General features: G+C 73.5%; 15 protein-coding genes. 8 read left to right on the forward strand and 7 right to left on the reverse strand.

Translation table 11 applies throughout. The features are described from left to right. Nucleotides 1-136 precede the first annotated feature (136 nt). A complete protein-coding gene (locus ACN9MS_RS04205) occupies nucleotides 137-880 on the forward strand; it encodes a FadR/GntR family transcriptional regulator (RefSeq protein ID WP_426310859.1) in 744 nt (247 codons plus the stop codon). A gap of 31 nt (nucleotides 881-911) precedes the next feature. Here the strand turns inward: ACN9MS_RS04205 and ACN9MS_RS04210 are convergent, their stop codons facing one another. After that, nucleotides 912-1,946, reverse strand: coding sequence for a LacI family DNA-binding transcriptional regulator (locus tag ACN9MS_RS04210; RefSeq protein ID WP_426310860.1), 1,035 nt, complete (start codon nucleotides 1,944-1,946; stop codon nucleotides 912-914). A 299-nt stretch (nucleotides 1,947-2,245) separates the two neighbouring features. Between ACN9MS_RS04210 and ACN9MS_RS04215 the strand changes: the two genes are divergently transcribed. The 7 genes from ACN9MS_RS04215 (at nucleotide 2,246) to ACN9MS_RS04245 (ending at nucleotide 12,972) form a co-directional block, all read left to right on the forward strand. Then, entirely contained in the window at nucleotides 2,246-4,684 is a 2,439-nt protein-coding gene (locus tag ACN9MS_RS04215) for a glycoside hydrolase family 3 N-terminal domain-containing protein (RefSeq protein WP_426310861.1), read from the forward strand. After that, nucleotides 4,681-5,730 carry an ABC transporter permease gene (locus tag ACN9MS_RS04220; protein WP_426310862.1) on the forward strand — a complete coding sequence of 350 codons (1,050 nt, stop codon included), beginning with the start codon at nucleotides 4,681-4,683 and terminating at the stop codon, nucleotides 5,728-5,730. The genes ACN9MS_RS04215 and ACN9MS_RS04220 overlap by 4 nt, the downstream gene beginning before the upstream one ends. Continuing rightward, on the forward strand, nucleotides 5,724-6,644 hold the full coding sequence (locus ACN9MS_RS04225) for a carbohydrate ABC transporter permease (RefSeq protein ID WP_426310863.1): 921 nt from the start codon (nucleotides 5,724-5,726) through the stop codon (nucleotides 6,642-6,644). Before ACN9MS_RS04220 ends, ACN9MS_RS04225 begins: the two co-directional genes overlap by 7 nt. 101 nt (nucleotides 6,645-6,745) lie before the next feature. After that, nucleotides 6,746-8,407, forward strand: a complete 1,662-nt coding sequence (locus ACN9MS_RS04230; RefSeq protein ID WP_426310864.1) for an extracellular solute-binding protein — start codon at nucleotides 6,746-6,748, stop codon at nucleotides 8,405-8,407. Between the two features lie 127 nt (nucleotides 8,408-8,534). Continuing rightward, a complete protein-coding gene (locus tag ACN9MS_RS04235) occupies nucleotides 8,535-10,097 on the forward strand; it encodes a GH39 family glycosyl hydrolase (RefSeq protein ID WP_426310865.1) in 1,563 nt (520 codons plus the stop codon). Continuing rightward, nucleotides 10,094-10,864 carry a DUF624 domain-containing protein gene (locus ACN9MS_RS04240; protein ID WP_426310866.1) on the forward strand — a complete coding sequence of 257 codons (771 nt, stop codon included), beginning with the start codon at nucleotides 10,094-10,096 and terminating at the stop codon, nucleotides 10,862-10,864. The genes ACN9MS_RS04235 and ACN9MS_RS04240 overlap by 4 nt, the downstream gene beginning before the upstream one ends. Beyond that, complete coding sequence (locus ACN9MS_RS04245; RefSeq protein WP_426310867.1) at nucleotides 10,861-12,972, forward strand: beta-galactosidase; 2,112 nt, start codon at nucleotides 10,861-10,863, stop codon at nucleotides 12,970-12,972. Before ACN9MS_RS04240 ends, ACN9MS_RS04245 begins: the two co-directional genes overlap by 4 nt. A gap of 121 nt (nucleotides 12,973-13,093) precedes the next feature. On the opposite strand, the gene ACN9MS_RS04250 is transcribed toward ACN9MS_RS04245, so the two are convergent. The 6 genes from ACN9MS_RS04250 to ACN9MS_RS04275 all read right to left on the reverse strand — a co-directional run bounded on the left by ACN9MS_RS04250 (nucleotide 13,094) and on the right by ACN9MS_RS04275 (nucleotide 17,660). Further along, the gene (locus ACN9MS_RS04250; RefSeq protein WP_378230725.1) at nucleotides 13,094-13,423 is read right to left on the reverse strand and encodes a hypothetical protein; all 330 of its coding nucleotides are present in this window, start codon (nucleotides 13,421-13,423) and stop codon (nucleotides 13,094-13,096) included. 25 nt (nucleotides 13,424-13,448) lie between these two features. After that, the gene (locus ACN9MS_RS04255; RefSeq protein WP_426310868.1) at nucleotides 13,449-14,054 is read right to left on the reverse strand and encodes an NADAR family protein; all 606 of its coding nucleotides are present in this window, start codon (nucleotides 14,052-14,054) and stop codon (nucleotides 13,449-13,451) included. 31 nt (nucleotides 14,055-14,085) lie between these two features. After that, nucleotides 14,086-15,408, reverse strand: a complete 1,323-nt coding sequence (locus tag ACN9MS_RS04260) for an RNA polymerase sigma factor (RefSeq protein WP_426310869.1) — start codon at nucleotides 15,406-15,408, stop codon at nucleotides 14,086-14,088. 10 nt (nucleotides 15,409-15,418) lie between these two features. Beyond that, complete coding sequence (locus ACN9MS_RS04265; protein WP_378218861.1) at nucleotides 15,419-15,775, reverse strand: YciI family protein; 357 nt, start codon at nucleotides 15,773-15,775, stop codon at nucleotides 15,419-15,421. Continuing rightward, a complete protein-coding gene (locus ACN9MS_RS04270; RefSeq protein WP_426310870.1) occupies nucleotides 15,775-15,945 on the reverse strand; it encodes a hypothetical protein in 171 nt (56 codons plus the stop codon). The genes ACN9MS_RS04265 and ACN9MS_RS04270 overlap by 1 nt, the downstream gene beginning before the upstream one ends. A 206-nt stretch (nucleotides 15,946-16,151) precedes the next feature. Next, nucleotides 16,152-17,660 (reverse strand): serine hydrolase domain-containing protein, encoded by a 1,509-nt coding sequence (locus ACN9MS_RS04275; RefSeq protein ID WP_426310871.1) that lies wholly within the window; start codon nucleotides 17,658-17,660, stop codon nucleotides 16,152-16,154. Nucleotides 17,661-17,663 lie beyond the last annotated feature (3 nt).

Genomic DNA, 17,663 nt, shown 5'->3' on the forward strand with positions numbered 1-17,663 from the left:
GGCCGCGTCCGTGCCGCCTGCCGAGACCTCCGCGGTGAGGCGCCGCGGCTGTGGTCTGACCACAGATCGCCCACTGTAGACCACGCGACCGAATGAGGTCTGACCACAGCGCCGCGGGGTCGCCTACCCTGGGCGGGTGCGCACCCACGAACGCGTCCTCGCCCGCATCGAGGCGGACCTCGCCGCGGGCCGCTGGGCGCTGGGCGAGCGGCTCCCGGCCGAGCGCGCGCTCGCCGAGGAGCTGGGCGTCTCACGCCCCTCGGTCCGCGAGGCGATCCGCGTCCTGGAAGCCCTGGGCATCGTGCGCACGGCCGTGGGGTCCGGGCCCGACGCCGGGGCGACCGTCGTCGACCGGCCCGCCGCGGGCCTCGGGGCGGCCGTGCGGCTGCACGTCGCGTCGGGGGCGCTCGCCGTGCGCGACGTGGTCGAGACGCGCGTGCTCCTCGAGACGTGGGCCGTCCGCGCGGCGGCCGAGCGGGTCCTCGACGCCGGGGGCACCCGCGAGCAGGGGCCCGACCCGGTGCCGGGCGCACGAGAGGTCGCCGAGGCGCTCGCCGCGGCGGGCGCGCTGCTCGACCGCATGGACGACCCGGCGCTCGCGGCCGACGGGTTCCGCGAGCTCGACGCGTCGTTCCACGTGCTGCTCGTGCGGCTCGCGGGCAACCCGCTCGTCGAGGCGGTCATGACCGGGCTGCGCGGCGCGATCGAGTCGTACGTCGCCGCGGGGAGCGCGACCCTGCCCTCGTGGGAGCGGACGGCGGCGCGCCTGCGCGCCGAGCACCGCTCGGTCCTGGAGGCCGTGGCCGCGGGCGACGGCGAGCGCGCGGTGCGCGCGGTCCGCGCCCACATCGAGGGCTTCTACGCGGAGACGGGTCTCTGAGCCGAGCCCGCTCTCCGCGTGCGCGCCGGGGTCAGGCCGAGGGCGGTGCCGTGCTCTCGCGCACGACGAGCTCGGTCGCGAGGTCGAGGCGCTGGTTCATGGGCCGGCCGCCCCTCGCGAGGTCGAGCAGCATGCGCGTCGCCGTGCCCGCCATCTCGTGCAGCGGCTGGTGCACGGTCGTCAGCTCGGGGCCGATCCAGCCCGCGAGCGGGAGGTCGTCGTAGCCGACGACCGACAGGTCCTCGGGGATCCGCAGGCCGAGCTCGCGCGCGGCGCGCAGGACGCCGAGCGCCTGCATGTCCGACCCGGCGAAGATCGCCGTCGGGCGGTCGGGGAGCGAGAGCAGCGCCTTGCCGTGCTCGTACCCGCCGTCCACGTAGAAGTCGCCGTAGCGCACGAGCCCGGGGTCGACGGCGATCCCCGCCTCGTCGTGCGCGCTGCGGTAGCCGTCGATGCGGGCACGGCTGCACAGCACGTCCGACGGGCCCGAGATGATCGCGACGCGGCGATGGCCGAGGCCCAGGAGGTGCCGCGTCGCCGAGAGGCCGCCGCTCCAGTTGTTCGACCCCACGGTCGGGACGCCCGCGGGCTGCTCGCCCTCCGTGTCGACCACGACGAACGGGATGGACCGGGTCTCGAGCTGGTGCCGCTGGGCCTGGTCGAGGCTCGACAGGACGAGGAGGACGCCGAGCGGGCGGCGCGCGAGGACGCCGTCGAGCCAGTCCTGGGGCGGCCGGTGCTCGCCGCCGAGCTCGGAGAGGACCACGCCCACCTTGGCGGCGGCCGCCGCCTCCTCGACGCCCCGGATGATCTCGATGGACCACGCGGAGTCGAGCTGGTGGAACACGAGGTCGAGGAGGGGGGTCGGCGTCGCGGGTGCCGACCGACGACGCCGGTACTGGTGCCGTTCGAGCGCGGCCTCGACGCGCGCGCGGGTGGCGGCCGCGACGTCGGGCCGGCCGTTGAGCACCTTGGACACCGTCGGCACGGACACCCCGGCCTCCGCGGCGATGGACGCGATGGTCGCGGGGCCGCCCGTGGCGGCTCCCCGGTCCTGCGCTGGCATGGCGCTCCTCGTGCTGGTCGCAACTTTCGACTCGAACCGTAGCACTTGTGCGCGGCGCTCGTCCGGAGGTGGGACGGGTGATCGTCGCTGGTATCCCGGGCGCCGTGGCGTCGAGGCCGCCGTGGGGCCGTCGTCACCGAACTGTGACCGGGGTCTCGCTTGACGACGCGTCCGTCGCCGGTCTAGCGTCCCGGACCAACGGGTATCGGAACCGATACCGATACTTTCGAAGCCACGATGCCGTGGACGCCCGGGTCACCGGGCGAGGCACGACGACGTGACCGACCCGAGGACCACGATTGACGACGCAGACGACCCCGGCCGCCGCCGAGCGGCACGAGGCCACGACCACGGAGCCGTGGCGCGACGTGCGGCGGAGCGCCGCCGAGCGCGCCCGGGCGCTCGCCGCCGCGATGACGCTCGAGGAGAAGCTCGCCCAGCTCGTCGGCGTGTGGGTCGGCGCGGACGCCTCCGGCGGGGGCGTCGCGCCGCACCAGGCCGACATGACGGGCCGCGTCCCCACGTGGGAGTCCGTCATCGAGCACGGGCTCGGTCAGCTCACGCGCCCCTACGGCACCGTGCCCGTCACGCCGGAGGCCGGGGCGCGTTCCCTGGAGCGGTCGCAGCGCGACCTCGTCGCCGCCAGCCGGTTCGGCATCCCCGCCCAGGTGCACGAGGAGTGCCTCGCCGGGTTCGCCGCCTGGCGCGCGACCGCCTACCCGGTCCCGCTGTCGTGGGGCGCGAGCTTCGACCCCGAGCTCGTCGAGGCGATGGCCGCGCGCATCGGCGCGAGCATGCGGGCCGCGGGCGTGCACCAGGGGCTCGCGCCCGTGCTCGACGTGACGCGCGACCACCGCTGGGGCCGCACCGAGGAGACCATCGGCGAGGACCCGTACCTCGTCGGGACGGTCGGCGCCGCCTACGTGCGCGGGCTCGAGTCGTCCGGGGTCGTCGCGACGCTCAAGCACTTCGCCGGCTACTCGGCGTCCCGGGCGGGCCGCAACCTCGCCCCCGTCGCGATGGGTCCGCGCGAGTACGCAGACGTCATCCTGCCGCCGTTCGAGACCGCCGTGCGCCACGGCCGGCCCCGCTCCGTCATGCACGCCTACACGGACGTCGACGGGATGCCGTCGGCCGCCGACCGGAGCCTCCTCACGGGCCTGCTCCGCGAGACGTGGGGCTTCGACGGCACGGTCGTCGCCGACTACTTCGGGGTCCGCTTCCTCGAGACGCTGCACAAGGTCGCCGCCGACGGCACGGACGCCGCACGCCTCGCGCTGCGCGCCGGCGTCGACGTCGAGCTTCCCACCGTCGACGCGTTCGGCCCGGCGCTCGCCGAGGCCGTGCGCCGCGGCGACGTCGAGGAGTCCCTCGTCGACGAGGCGCTGCACCGCGTGCTCCGGCAGAAGGTCGAGCTCGGGCTCCTCGACCCCGGCTGGGAGCCCGTGCCCGACGGCGGCGCCGGCCTCGATCTCGACGACGCGGCGGGGCGCGACCTCGCGCTGCGCCTCGCGCGCGAGGCGGTCGTGCTGCTCGCGGACGACGGCGGCGCGCTGCCGCTCGCGTCCGGGGCGCGCGTCGCCGTCGTCGGCCCCCTCGCGGACGACCCGATGGCGATGCTCGGCTGCTACTCCTTCCCCGCGCACGTCGGCGCCCAGCACCCCGAGGTCGAGACCGGGATCGACATCCCGACGGTCCTCGCCGAGCTCGGGTCGCGCTTCGACGTCGAGCACGCGCGCGGCTGCGACGTGACCGGGTCGGACACGAGCGGGTTCGCGGCGGCCGTCGCCGCGGCGCGGGGCGCGGACGTGTGCGTCGTGGCTGTGGGCGACCGGGCCGGGCTGTTCGGGCGCGGGACCTCCGGCGAGGGCTGCGACGCCGCCGACCTGCGGCTGCCCGGCGTCCAGGAGCACCTCGTGCGCGCGGTGCTCGCCACCGGTACGCCCGTCGTCCTGCTGCTCCTGACCGGCCGGCCCTACGCGCTGGGCGCGCTCCTCGACGAGCCGACGCCGCCCGCGGCGGTCGTGCAGGCGTTCTTCCCCGGCCAGCTCGGCGGTCGGGCGGTGGCCGAGGTGCTCGCGGGCGAGGTGTCGCCGTCGGGCCGCCTGCCCGTGAGCGTCCCGCGCGACCCTGGTGGCCAGCCCGCGACCTACCTGTCCGCGCCGCTCGGCCTGCGCTCCGGCGTCTCCAGCGTCGACCCGACGCCCGCCTTCCCGTTCGGCCACGGCCTGTCCTACGCGACCTTCGCGTGGGAGGACGCGCAGGTCGTCGGTGCCGCGGCGGGCGGACCCGCCCCCTGGCCGTCCGACGGCGACGCCCGGGTCGAGGTCACCGTGCGCAACACCGGGAGCGTCCCGGGCGCCGACGTCGTGCAGCTCTACCTGCACGACGCCGTCGCCCAGGTGACGCGGCCCGTCGTGCGCCTCGTCGGGTACGCGCGCGTCGCGCTCGACCCCGGCCAGGCGGCGACCGTGTCGTTCGTCGTGCCGGCCGACGTCACGTCCTTCACCGGGGCGCACGGGCGCCGGGTCGTGGAGCCGGGCGACGTCGAGCTGCGCGTCTCGCGGTCCAGCGCCGACGTCGTCGCGACGCTCCCGCTGCGCCTCGTGGGGCCCGAGCGCGAGGTCGACCACACGCGCCGCCTCGTCACCGACGTGCGGGTCTCCGGACCCGAGAGCGTCCCGGCCGTGCCGGGCACGCACCGCGAGAACGATCACGAGGAGGTGAGCGTGGGATGACCCTGGACCAGGGCCCCGTCGACGTCGGCGAGGCCACCACCGTCGCGAGCGCCGTCGCAGCGGCCGAGCACGCGCGGCCCGGCGAGCCCGCGGGCGACGGCGGCGGCCGCGCGCGCCGGGCCGCCCGGCGCCGCAGGGCCGGCAGCGTCCCGTGGCGCGTCGCGCTGCGCAAGGACTGGCGGCTGTACACGTTCCTCGTGGTGCCCGTGCTGTTCCTGCTGGTCTTCCGCTACCTCCCGATGCTGGGGAACGTCATCGCGTTCCGCCGGTTCCGCCCCGGGGGGAGCGTGTTCGGCGACGAGTGGGTCGGCTTCCGCTACTTCGAGATGTTCATCCAGAACGCACAGTTCTGGCAGGTGTTCTGGAACACCGTCATCCTCGGGCTCCTCACGCTGCTGATCTGCTTCCCGCTGCCGATCGTCTTCGCGCTCCTGCTCAACGAGCTGCGGTCGCGCCGGTTCAAGAAGATCGTGCAGACGGTCTCCTACCTCCCGCACTTCATGTCGATCGTCATCGTCGCGGGCCTCGTGCTGCAGCTCACGTCGGTCAACGGGACGGTCAACCAGATCGTCGAGGCGTTCGGGGGAGACCCGGTCGCGTTCATGCAGCAGCCGGAGTGGTTCCGCACCATCTACGTGTCGTCCGAGGTCTGGCAGACGGTGGGGTGGGGCACGATCCTCTACCTCGCAGCCCTGACGACGATCGACGACCAGCTCTACGAGGCGTCGCGCATCGACGGCGCGAACCGGTGGCAGCAGACGTGGCACATCACCCTGCCGGGCATCCGCCCCACGATGATGGTGCTCCTCATCCTCAACATCGGCTCCTTCATGGCGGTCGGGTTCGAGAAGGTCCTGCTGCTCCAGAACCCCCTGGTCTACTCCACGGGCGACGTCATCTCGACGTACCTGTACCGCGTCGGCATCCAGTCCGCGCAGTTCTCCTACGGGACCGCGATCGGGCTGTTCGAGGCCCTCATCGGGCTCGTGCTCGTCCTCTCCGCGAACGCCGTCTCGCGCCGCCTGACTGGAGCCTCGCTGTGGTGACCGACCCCCTGTCCGCGACGCCGGACCTCACCGCCGTCCGCCGCGAGGGCGGCACGATCAAGGACACGGGCGGCTACCGCGCGTTCCGCGTGGTCAATGGCCTAATCCTCGCGGTCGTGTGCGTCGTGACGCTCTACCCGTTCGTCAACCTCGTCGCGAAGGCGTTCTCGTCGGAGGGCCAGATCGCGGCGGGCAACGTCAACCTCGTGCCGCGCGGGTTCAACGTCCAGACGCTCCAGTACGTGCTCTCCGACGCCATGTTCTGGACGAACTACAAGAACACGGTCGTCTACACGGTCGTCGGCACGCTCATCGCCATGGCGCTCACCACGACGTACGCCTACGCGATCAGCCGCCGCCACCTCAAGGGGCGCAACGCGTTCATCGGCATCGCGGTCTTCACCATGTTCTTCGGCGGCGGCCTGATCCCCAACTACATCCTCGTCGCGGACGTGCTCGGCATGCGCAACACCATGTGGGCCGTCGTGCTCCCGGGCGCCATCTCCGTCTTCAACCTGCTCGTCATGAAGTCGTTCTTCGAGAACTTCCCGACCGAGCTCGAGGAGGCGGCCGCGATCGACGGCCTGTCGACGTACGGGATCTTCGGCCGCATCGTGCTGCCGCTGTCCAAGGCGGTCATCGCGACCATGACGCTCTTCTACGCGGTGGGCATCTGGAACTCGTGGTTCGGCGCGTTCCTGTACCTCGACAAGAAGGAGCTCTTCCCCGTCACGGTCTACCTGCGCAACCTCATCGCCGCCGCGACCGGCCCGGGCTCGCAGGAGGCGGTCCAGATCGGCTCGAACATCCAGTCCGTGACGATGCTGCTCACCGTGCTGCCCATCGTCTGCCTGTACCCGTTCGTGCAGAAGTACTTCGTCTCCGGCGTGATGCTCGGCTCCGTCAAGGGCTGAGCCGCCGCGCGCCATCAGCGCACCGCACCACCCGCACACCACACAGCACCACCCGCACCTCAGCGACGTCAGAGCGACGAAGCTCGAACCCGAGGAGAGAGATGAGAACGATCCGGATCCCGGTCGCCACCGTGGCGACCGCGACCACCCTGGCCCTGGTCCTGACCGCGTGCAGCGGCGGGGGCGGCGACACGCCCGAGCCCGAGGAGGGCGGTGGCGCGGTCACGATCGACGCCGAGCACTCCGTCGGCGCGATGGAGGACTTCGAGGTCGGCACGACCTTCCAGGCCACGGAGCCGGTCGACTTCTCGCTGATGTACCGCGACCACCCGAACTACCCGGTGAAGGAGGACTGGTCGATCTTCCAGAACCTCGAGGCGAACCAGAACGTCACCTTCACGCGGACCGACGTCCCGCTGGCCGACTGGGACAACAAGAAGGCGCTGCTCATCGGCGCCGGCGACGCCTCCGACCTCATCCCGGTGACCTACCCCGGCCAGGAGGTCCAGTTCGTCTCGGGCGGGGCGATCCTGCCCGTCTCGGACTACCTCGAGTACATGCCGAACTTCGCCGACAAGGTGGAGCAGTGGGGCCTCGGCGAGGAGCTCGACTCCAAGCGCCAGGCAGACGGCAAGTACTACATCCTCCCGGGCCTGCGGGAGATCCCGGACGTGCAGTACTCGGTCGTCGTCAACGACGACCTGTTCCAGAAGGCCGGCATCACCGAGGAGCCGGAGACCTGGGACGAGTTCGCGGAGCAGCTCGCGACCGTCAAGGCGGCGAACCCCGAGCTGTCGTACGCGATGACCGACCGCTGGACCGACACGCAGCCGCTCGGGGCGATGCTCCAGTACATCGCCCCGAACTACGGCACCGAGGGCGGCTGGGGCTACTCCAACACGTGGTTCGACGAGGAGTCCGGCGAGTTCCAGCTCACCGGCACGACCGACGCGTACAAGGACATGATCACGTACGTCGCCGGCCTGACCTCCGACGGCCTGCTCGACCCCGAGATCACGCAGAACGACGACCAGGCGATCCAGAAGTTCGTCAACGGCGAGGCCGCCGCGATCTCCGGCAACACGCAGGAGATCACGAACTACCGCAGCAAGCTGGCCGAGGCGGGCAAGGACGTCACGCTGCGCATGATCGTGCTGCCCGACGGTCCGTTCGGCGGCAAGCTCGCGGGCAGCCGCCTGTCCTCCGGTCTGATGATCTCGAGCGAGGCGGCCGAGAAGCCGTACTTCAAGGCCCTGCTCCAGTTCGTCGACTGGCTGTACTACTCCGACGAGGGCATCGAGTTCGCCCAGTGGGGCGTCGAGGGCGAGACCTACACCAACGAGGGCGGCACCCGCACGCTCCCGGCCGACATCGGCTGGAACGCGCTCAACCCCGACGCGCCGAAGAAGCTCAACGCCGACTTCGGCTACAGCAACGGCGTCTTCCTGCTCGCCAACGGCTCCTCGAAGGAGCTGCTCCAGTCCGTCATGACCGACGAGACGAAGGCGTGGACGGACGCCGTCCTCGAGCGCAAGGAGATGCTCCCGGTCAAGCCGGCCGCGAGCCTCGACGAGATCGAGCTCGAGCAGGCGTCGCTCCTGGACACGCAGGTCAAGGACGCCGTGATGGCCGCCACCGCGGCGTTCGTGACCGGGCAGCGCCCGCTGAGCGAGTGGGACGCCTACGTGTCCGAGATCGACGGTCTCGGTGGCACGCAGCTCATCGACACCTACAACGGGGCGCTCGCCCGCTCCGCGGGCTGATGCCCTCCGGCGGGTGCCTCCGGCGCCCGCCACCCCGGCCCCGCCGTCGCCCGGTCGCCCCACCGGGCGACGGCGGTCGCCGCCCGCAGCACCCACCGCACCACCCCTCCCCGCTGGAGCATGACCCGTGACACCCACCGTCGTCCCGTCCGAGCCCGTCGCCGTCCTGTCCGACGCGTGGCGCACGTGCGTGGGCACGGGCCGCTTCAACCTCGCGCTGCGCCAGGACTACCAGGAGTCGCTCGCCCTCGCGCAGGCCGAGATCGGCTTCCGGTACATCCGAGGCCACGGCCTGCTGTCCGACGACGTCGGGGTCCACCGCCCGTACGACGTCGCGGGGCACCAGGGCACCCGGTACGCGTTCACCTACGTCGACCAGGTGGTCGACGCCTACCTCGCGCTCGGGGTCAAGCCGTTCCTCGAGCTCGGCTTCATGCCGTCCGGCCTCGCGTCCGGCGACCAGACGGTGTTCTGGTGGAAGGGCAACGTCACGCCGCCGCGCGACCACCGCGAGTGGGCGGCCCTCGTGACCGCGGTGCTGCGCCACCTGGTCGATCGCTACGGGATCGACGAGGTCCGGACGTGGCCCGTCGAGGTGTGGAACGAGCCCAACCTCGTGAACTTCTGGGAGGGCGCCGACCAGGAGGCGTACCTCCGGCTCTACGAGGCGACCGCGCACGCCGTGAAGGACGTCGACGCCGACCTCCAGGTGGGAGGCCCGGCGATCTCGCCCGGCGCCGACGACTGGTGGGCGCCGTTCGCCGACGCTGTCGCCGCGCGCGACCTGCCGTGCGACTTCGTGTCCTTCCACGCGTACACGACCGGCCCCGCGCAGCACGTCCCGTTCGGCGTGTACCAGACCCTGCGCCACCCGACCGACCTGCTCGACCAGTTCGCACGCCCCCGTGAGCTCCTCGCCGGGACCCGGCTGGACGGTCTGCCCGCGCACGTCACCGAGTTCAACACGAGCTACCGCCCCGACAACCCGGTGCACGACACCGCGTACAACGCCGCGTCGCTCGCGCCCGTGCTCGCTGCCGGCGGGGACGTGGTGGACTCGTTCTCCTACTGGACGTTCTGCGACGTCTTCGAGGAGGAGAACATCCCCACCGCGATCTTCCACGGCGGGTTCGGCATGCTCGCCCACCGCCAGGTGCGCAAGCCCACCTACCACCTGTACACGTTCATGGCGCGCATGGGTCCCGACGTGCTCGCGCGCGGCGCCGACCACCTCGTGACGCGCGACGCGACGGGCCGGGTCACCGTGCTCGCGTGGCAGCCCGTCGGCGGGACCGACGACCCGACGGAGCCCGAGCGGCACGCGCTGCGGCTGTCCGTCCCGGTCGGGGTACCGGGTCGCGGGGGCGCGCCGCAGCGTGCGTCGGTGCACCGCAGCGTCGTCAACGAGACCGACGGCAACGCGTTCACCGCGTGGCAGCACCTCGGCCGCCCCGCGTCGCCGACCGCGCGCCAGCTCGACCTCCTCCACGAGGCCGCGGAACCCGCCCGCTCGACCACGTCGCTCCCCGTCGCGGACGGCCGCGTCGACCTCACCCTCACGCTCGCGCGGCACGAGGTCACGCTCGTCGAGATCGACCCCGTCCGCGACGAGACCCCCGCGTGGCTCGACGACGACCGGATCCTCGGCCGGGACGGCGGCCGGGTCCTCGGCGGGGAGAGCGCACGGTGAGCGACGTGAGTCGGCCCACGCCGCCGTCGGGCACGGCGAGGAGCACGGGGTCGCCGCTGCCGGGCGCGCTCGGCCAGGGGACGCTCGGGCGCGCGACCGCGCTCGTCTACTGGTACGTCGTCGTCACGGCCCTGCTCGCGCTCGCGGCGCTGCCGACGCTCGTCCTGCTCCTGCTGCTCGACCGCGCGGCGTCCAACGTGCCGCTCGCGGCGCTCGCGGGCCTCCCGCTCGGGCCCGCGCTCTCGGCGGCGCTGTACGCCGTCCGGGCGCGCGAGTCCGACGATGAGGTCGCGCCCGCCCGTACGTTCGTGCGCGGCTACCGCCGCGGGGCGCTCGACGCGCTGCGCGTGTGGGCACCCGCGCTCGGGGTGCTCGCGGTCGTCGGGGTCGTGCTCGCGAACGCCTCGGCCGCCGGCGTCGGCCCGACGTACGCGGCCGTGCTCGTCGTGATCGCCGCCCTCGCGCTCGTGTGGGGCCTGCACGCGGTCGCGATCGCGACCTTCTACTCCTTCCGCACGCGCGACGTCGCGCGCCTCGCCGCCCACTACCTCGGCCGGATGCCGCTCGTGAGCCTCGGCGTCGTCTCGCTGCTCGTCGCCGCGGCCGGCGTCGCGTGGTTCGCCACGGACGGCGTCCTCGCGCTCGTCGGCGGGGTGTGGGTGTGGTGCTGGTACCGCAACGACCGGCGGATGCTCGACGACGTCCGCGCCCGCTTCACGACCGACTCACCCCAAGCCCGCCCACCCGAGGAGCCGTCCCCGTCATGACCCCCGCCCGTCTGCCCGCGACCGAGAAGATCCTCTACGGGGGCGACTACAACCCCGAGCAGTGGCCGCGCGCCGTGTGGGAGGACGACTACGCCGCGTTCGACGAGGCGTCGATCGACACGGTGACCCTCGCCGTCTTCGGGTGGTCGTACCTCCAGCCCGCCGAGGACACGTACGACTTCTCGCGCCTCGACGAGATCGTGGCGCGCGCGGTCGAGGGCGGGCGCCGGATCGTGCTCGCGACGTCGACCGGGGCGCTGCCGCCGTGGCTCGCGCACGCGTATCCCGAGGTGAACCGGACCGACTTCGAGGGCCGCGCGCACGCGTACGGGCAGCGGCACAACGCGTGCCCCAGCTCGCCCGTCTACCGCCGCCTGTCCGCCGAGCTCGCGGGGCGCATCGCCGAGCGCTACGCCGGCACGCCCGGGCTCGTCGCGTGGCACGTGGGCAACGAGTACGGCGGGTACGACGGCGGCTGCTGGTGCGAGCGCTGCGCCGTCGCCTTCCGGGGGTGGCTGCGCGAGCGGTACGGCACGATCGAGCGCCTCAACGAGGCGTGGAACGCGACGTTCTGGTCGCACCTGTTCTCCGACTGGGACCAGGTCGTCCCCCCGAACAAGCTCACCGAGCACTGGCGCGGACCCGACCACACCGCGTTCCAGGGCATCACGCTCGACTACCGCCGCTTCATGACCGACGCGATGCGCCAGAACTTCCGCGACGAGAAGGCGCGCATCCGCGAGCACGACGCGGCGACGCCCGTCACGACGAACTTCATGGGCATGTTCCGGCCCCTCGACTACCACCGCTGGGCCGACGACCTCGACTTCGCGTCGTGGGACAACTACCCGCCCGGGCAGCGCGAGCACGCGCGCATGGCGCTCGCGCACGACCTCATGCGCGGGCTCAAGGACGGCGCGCCGTTCTGGGTCATGGAGCAGACGCCGACCATCACCGCCTCCCGGGACGTGAACCCGGTCAAGCGCCCGGGCGTCCTGCGCCTGTGGTCGTGGCAGGCCGTCGCGCACGGGGCCGACGCCGTCCTGTACTTCCAGATGCGGCAGTCGAAGGGCGCGTGCGAGAAGTACCACGGCGCCGTGCTGGACCACGCGGGCCGTCGCGACACGCGCAGCTTCCGCGAGATCGCCGCGCTCGGCGGCGAGCTGCGCGGTCTCGGCGACGCCGTCCTCGGCGCGCGGACCCCGGCGCGCGTCGCGCTGCTGTTCGACTGGGACTCCTGGTGGGCGGCCGAGATGACGGACGGCTTCAACCGGCACGCGCGCTACGTCGACACGGTGCTCGCGTACTACCGCGCGCTGTGGCAGGCGAACGCCGACGTGGACGTCGTGCCCGTGACCGCCGACCTGTCTCGCTACGACGTCGTCGTCGCCCCGATGCTGCACCTCCTCAAGGGCGACGTCGCCACGCGACTGGAGGGTGTGGCCGCCCGCGGCGGGACCGTGCTGTCGTCGTTCTGGGCAGGCCGCGTCGACGAGGACGACAACGCGTTCCTCATGGACGCGCCCGGTCCGCTCGGCCCGCTGTTCGGGATCCGTGTCGAGGAGACGGACTCCGCCGAGCCGGGTGTCGTCAACCCGGTGGCGCTGCACGACCCCGACCTCGACGACGTCGCGGGCGCCGCCGGGACGCCGGGGAGCGCCGAGGCCCCGCTCGTCGTGGGCGGCGAGCTCGTGTTCGAGATCCTGGTGCCGCAGGGGGCCGAGGTGGTCGGGACGTACGGGGCCGAGTTCTACGCCGGGACGCCTGCCGTGACGCGCCACCGGGTCGGGGGGACCGACGGCGTCCCCGGCGAGGCCTGGTACGTCGCGACGGCGCTCGACGACACAGGTGTCGCGTGGGTCGTGCGTCGCGTGCTCGACCGCCACGGCCTCGTCGGGCCGTACGCCGACGTCCCCGACCTCGAGCTCGCCGTGCGCGAGCGCGACGGCGAGCGCACCGCGTTCCTGCTCAACCACGCCCAGGAGACGGTCGAGGTCACGGCACACGCGTCGGGCACCGACCTCCTCACGGGCCGTCGCGTCGAGCGCGGCGAGCGTCTTCGCCTCGCCCCGACCGACGTCGTCGTGCTGCGGGAGGACCTCCCCTGACCCGCGAGATCGGCCCGAGCGTCCCGACGTCGACCCTCCGAGGGTCGATCTCGGACGCCCGGGTCGATCTCGCGTCGCGGGCGTACGTCACGCGGGCAGAGGCAAGGTCCGCCCCTGTGGCTCACGTACCGGGTTCGGCACGCGTGATGTGAAGACGGGCAGGCTCGGGAAGCTCGGTCGGATCGCCCCCACCGGAGACCCATTCGATGCCTCCTAGGTGGCCGTCGAGCGAGTAGAGGAAGAGCCCGTCGAAAGAACCGACGACTCCGCCGTTCACCAGGATCTCCATGCCGCCGCCCTGGCGGAAGTCGATCGAAGGACACCCGCAGGCACAGCGGCCGACGACACGGGCTGACCTCGCCTCGTCGCGCAGCGTCTCGACACCCTCGAAGTCGATCGACAAGAGTGCGTCGAGGACCTCGCGTTCCCGGTACGTCAGCGATCGATCCACGCGATGATCCTGGCACCAGCTGCCGTCAGACGGCTCCTCGTGCCTCCATGAGGGCGAACCCCAAGAGGTTCGTTCCCGGCCAACGGTGAGGGAGTGCAGCGTCCGGTGAGTTCGCGGTGAGCCCGATTCCCCAGATCGTGTCCACCGGCGAAGCTTCCGCCAGCACCCGTTCGCGGGTGGAGCGCAGATAGGCGCCGATGGCGTCGGCGGCGCGGAACTTCGCCACCGAACCGGCGACGACGATCTCCCAGCGATGCTCCAGCCAGACGTCATCGTCGAAGTCGCGAACCCCGCGGCCCAGGGCCTTGGCGTGGGCCGCAGACCGCGCCTCCAGGATGGCCCGGGCTGAGACGTCATCGCCGAAGAGCCGGGCCTTGCGCCACATCATGTACTGCTCCGCGGAACCGAACGACTCGCCATCGACATCGAACCGCACGGGCCACCACTGGCTCAGGCAGGAGTGGTCCACCTGCCCGTCACGCCGGGGGCGCTGACTCCAGAAGTGCACGTACCGAGGTGCTTCTCCGGCAGAGCAGGCCGCCCGGAGATCGTCGACGGTACGAGCGCGGAGCGACATGGGCGTGTGCACCTGCGGATCTTCGCGCACCGATCGCGCAGACGTCACCTGCATCGACCATTCGACCTGACGGAGACCGGACGGGTTACGGTGCCAACAGGTCCGCCAGGCGGCGTTCCAGGAGGCGGCGGTCGCCCTCGCGGTCGACGAGCGCCAGGGCGCGGCGCAGGTCGACGGCGGCGTCCGCGGGCCGTCCCGCGCGGACGAGCAGCTCCGCCCGGACGGCGGGCAGCAGGTGGTACCCCGCGAGCGCGGGCTCGGCAGCGACGGCGTCGACCGCGGTGAGCCCGGCGTCCACGCCGTGCACCTCGGCGACGGCGACGGCGCGGTTGAGCGCGACGACCGGGGAGCCGGTGAGTTCGAGCAGCACGTCGTACAGGCCGAGGATCTGGGGCCAGTCGGTCGTGTCGGCGTCGGGGGCCTCGTCGTGCAGCGCTGCGACGGCGGCCTGCACCTGGTAGGGCCCGGGGCGCCCGACGGCGAGCGCCGCCTCGAGCTCGGCCACGCCCTCGGCGATCTCGTCGTGCCGCCAGCGCGCGCGGTCCTGCTCGGCGAGGGTGCGCGTCGAGCCGTCCGGACCGGCGCGCTCGTCCCGGCGGGCGTGCTGGAGCAGCAGGAGGGCGAGCAGCCCGCGGGCCTCGGGCTCGTCGTCGAGCAGCCGCGCGGCGAGGCGCGCGAGCCGGACGGCGACGTCGGCGAGCGCCCGCCGTTCGGCCGATCCCTCGACCACGTCGGCGGGCTCCGCCCAGGCGTCGTAGCCCTCCGTGAAGAGCACGTACAGGACGGCGAGGACGCCGTCGACGCGCTCTGCCCGGAGCGAGGCGGGCGGCACCCGGAACGTGATCCCGGTCGCGCGGATACGTCGCTTGGCCCGGACGAGACGCTGCGCCATGGTCGCCTCGGGGACGAGGAAGGCCCGCGCCACCTGGGCCGTCGTCATGCCGGTCAGCGACCGCAGGGTGAGGGCGACCCGGGCCTCGGCGGGCAGCGCCGGGTGGCAGCACGTGAACAGCAGGCGCAGGAGGTCGCCGTCGGGGTCGTCGAGGTTCCACCCGCCGTCGTCAAGGCCGACGGCGACCTGCTCGACGACGGGGTCGGCGGTGGCGCTGCCGGTCCGCGGCCCCGGATCGACGCGCTCGCCCAGACGGCCCGACGCGGCGACCCGCTCCGCCTCGACCCGGCGCCGTCGCAGGACGTCGATCGCGTGCCGGCGGGCCGTCGTCGTGAGCCAGGCGCCGGGCCGCTCGGGGACGCCGTCGCGGCCCCACGTGCGCAGCGCGGTCGCGAACGCCTCCTGCGCAGACTCCTCGGCGAGGTCGAGGTCGCCCGTGCTGCGCGCGACCGCGCCGAGGACGCGTCCCCACTCGGTGCGGAACGCGTCCTCGACGGCGGGGCCCGGATCCGTCACGACCGACGAGTCACGACCCGTCGAGGTCGAGCGGCCAGGCCGGGTGCAGCTCGATCGCCCCGCCGTACGCCATCGGGTGCTCGGACGCGATGGCGATCGCGGTGTCCAGGTCGGGCGCCTCGAGGACGTCGAACCCGGCGATCGTCTCCTTGGTCTCGGAGAACGGGCCGTCGGTGACGAGCACCTTGCCGCCGCGCACCCGCACGCCGACAGCGTCCTCCGCCGGTCGCAGCCGGTCGCCGACCACGGCGGCGCCGCTGCCGTAGTGGCGCCCGACCCACTCCTCGATCGGGGGAGCGGCCTCGGCTTCCTCGGGGCGCAGGTCGGGGTCGTGGGGCGTGCCGAGCACGAGCATCAGGTAGCGCATCAGAGGTCCTCCGCCCTCGTCGTCGCGGGCCGACGGAACGCCGTCGGCCCGTAGAGCACCACGTCGGCGACGTCGATGCCGTCGCCGACGCTGCGCCGTCCGTCACGGTAGCGCGCGAGGTCCGGCGGCTGCTCCCGGTTCGCGGCGAGGATCGTCTCCAGAAATCGCATCGTGCCTCCTTGGTCGTGCGGCCCGTGCGGCCGCTCACCAGGACGACGAAGCCCGGGTGGCGAGATCGACACGATGCGGCGACGAGTTTCGGGGGGACTCGTCGAGGCGGCGGCAATGCGGGTCGGCACGGCTCCGCGAGATCGACCCGAGAGTCCGAGATCGACCCTCGGAAGGCCGATCTGGTGACGGGCGGGTCGATCTCGCGTCAGGGGAACGTCGCGGCGTGGGCGGCCGGGACGACGAGCGTCGACAAGCTCGGGTGCCACAGCGGCGTCGTGTGCCAGGCGAGGGCCAGGCGCTCCCCGGGGCGGCCCGTCGCGACGAGGCGGTGTGGCGACGTCGGGACCACCACCTGCACCTCGACGGTGCCGTCGGGCAGGGCCCGGCCGCGCGTCGAGACGACCAGCACAGGGTCGAGGACCGGGCCCGCGGCGGGCCCGGAGCCCTCGGCGGCGTGGGGCCAGGGCAGGACGCGCGTCGTCCAGCGGTCCTCGGCGACGGGGACCGGCTGCCCGCCGACGTCGAGGCGCCAGGTGTGCGGCGACCCGGCCCGGACGGCGTGGAGCGTCCACGGCACCGGGCTGATCACGTCCTGCATCGTCGACTCCGGGTCGAGCTCCCGGCCGAGGATCCCCGGCCACGCGTCGAGCGTCGCGAGCCGATCGGCGAGGCGGGCGGCGGAGTCCGGGTCCGCCGGCAGCGGGGTGCTGGCGTCGCCCGTGCGCTCGACGAACGCCCAGATCGCGTCGAGGGTGGGCTGGGCGCCGCGCGTCGCGCCGCGGTAGCCGATCGCGAGCCCGCGCTCGGGGACGGCGATCGCGAACTGCCCGTACGCGCCGTCGGCCCGGAACCCGTGCCGGCTCGTCCACACCTGATAGCCGTAGCCGCGCGACCAGTCCGGCGGCTCGCCGCCGGCCACCCCGGGGGCGCCGCCGTGCTCCGCCGTGTCCGACCACGGCTCGCGCATCGCGGCCATCCACGCGGGCGGGATCACCGTGACGCCCGCGTAGCGGCCGCCGTCGGCCATCGCGACGGCGAGGCGCGCCATCTCGGCCGTCGTCACGTGCAGCCCCGAGAAGCCCTGGTCGAGTCCGTCGATCTCGACCCACCACGGGTGCGCGACCCCGAGCGGGTCGAGCACGCGCGGGCGCAGGTAGGCGAGCAGCCGCTCACCGGTCACCGCCGTGACGACCGACGACAGCGCGCGCGACGCGGGCGAGCTGTACGCGAAGTGCGTGCCTGGGGCGTGCTCGGGCGGGGTCGCGAGCAGGCGGGGGAGGTCGAACCCGATCTCGGCGAGCTGCGGGGACGTGTGACCGGTGTTCATCGTCAGCAGGTGCCGCACGGTGAGGCCGGTCGGGTCGGGCAGGCCGAGCACGTCACCGACGAGGTCGTCGACGGCGAGGCGCCCCTCGGCCACGAGGTGTCCCACGGCGAGCGCCGTGAACGTCTTCGAGACGGAGTAGACGAGGCCCGGCAGTGGCGCGTCGTGCGGCGCCCACGACGCCTCGACCACCGGGACGCCGCCGCGCGCGACCACGAGGCCGTGCGGGTCGAGCCCGCCGCCCTCGAGCGCGTCGAGCAGGTCGAGGAGCGCGGCGGACGGGATCCCGTGCGCCTCGGGGGCGGGCGCGCTCGTGCTGGGCCGGGTCACGGCCGCGGTCACGGCTGCGGTCACGGCTGCGGTCACCGGCTCGGTCGCTGGCTCTGTCACGTG

Origin of the sequence: Cellulosimicrobium sp. E-16, assembly GCF_049913115.1 — a bacterium.
Lineage (GTDB): Bacteria > Actinomycetota > Actinomycetes > Actinomycetales > Cellulomonadaceae > Cellulosimicrobium.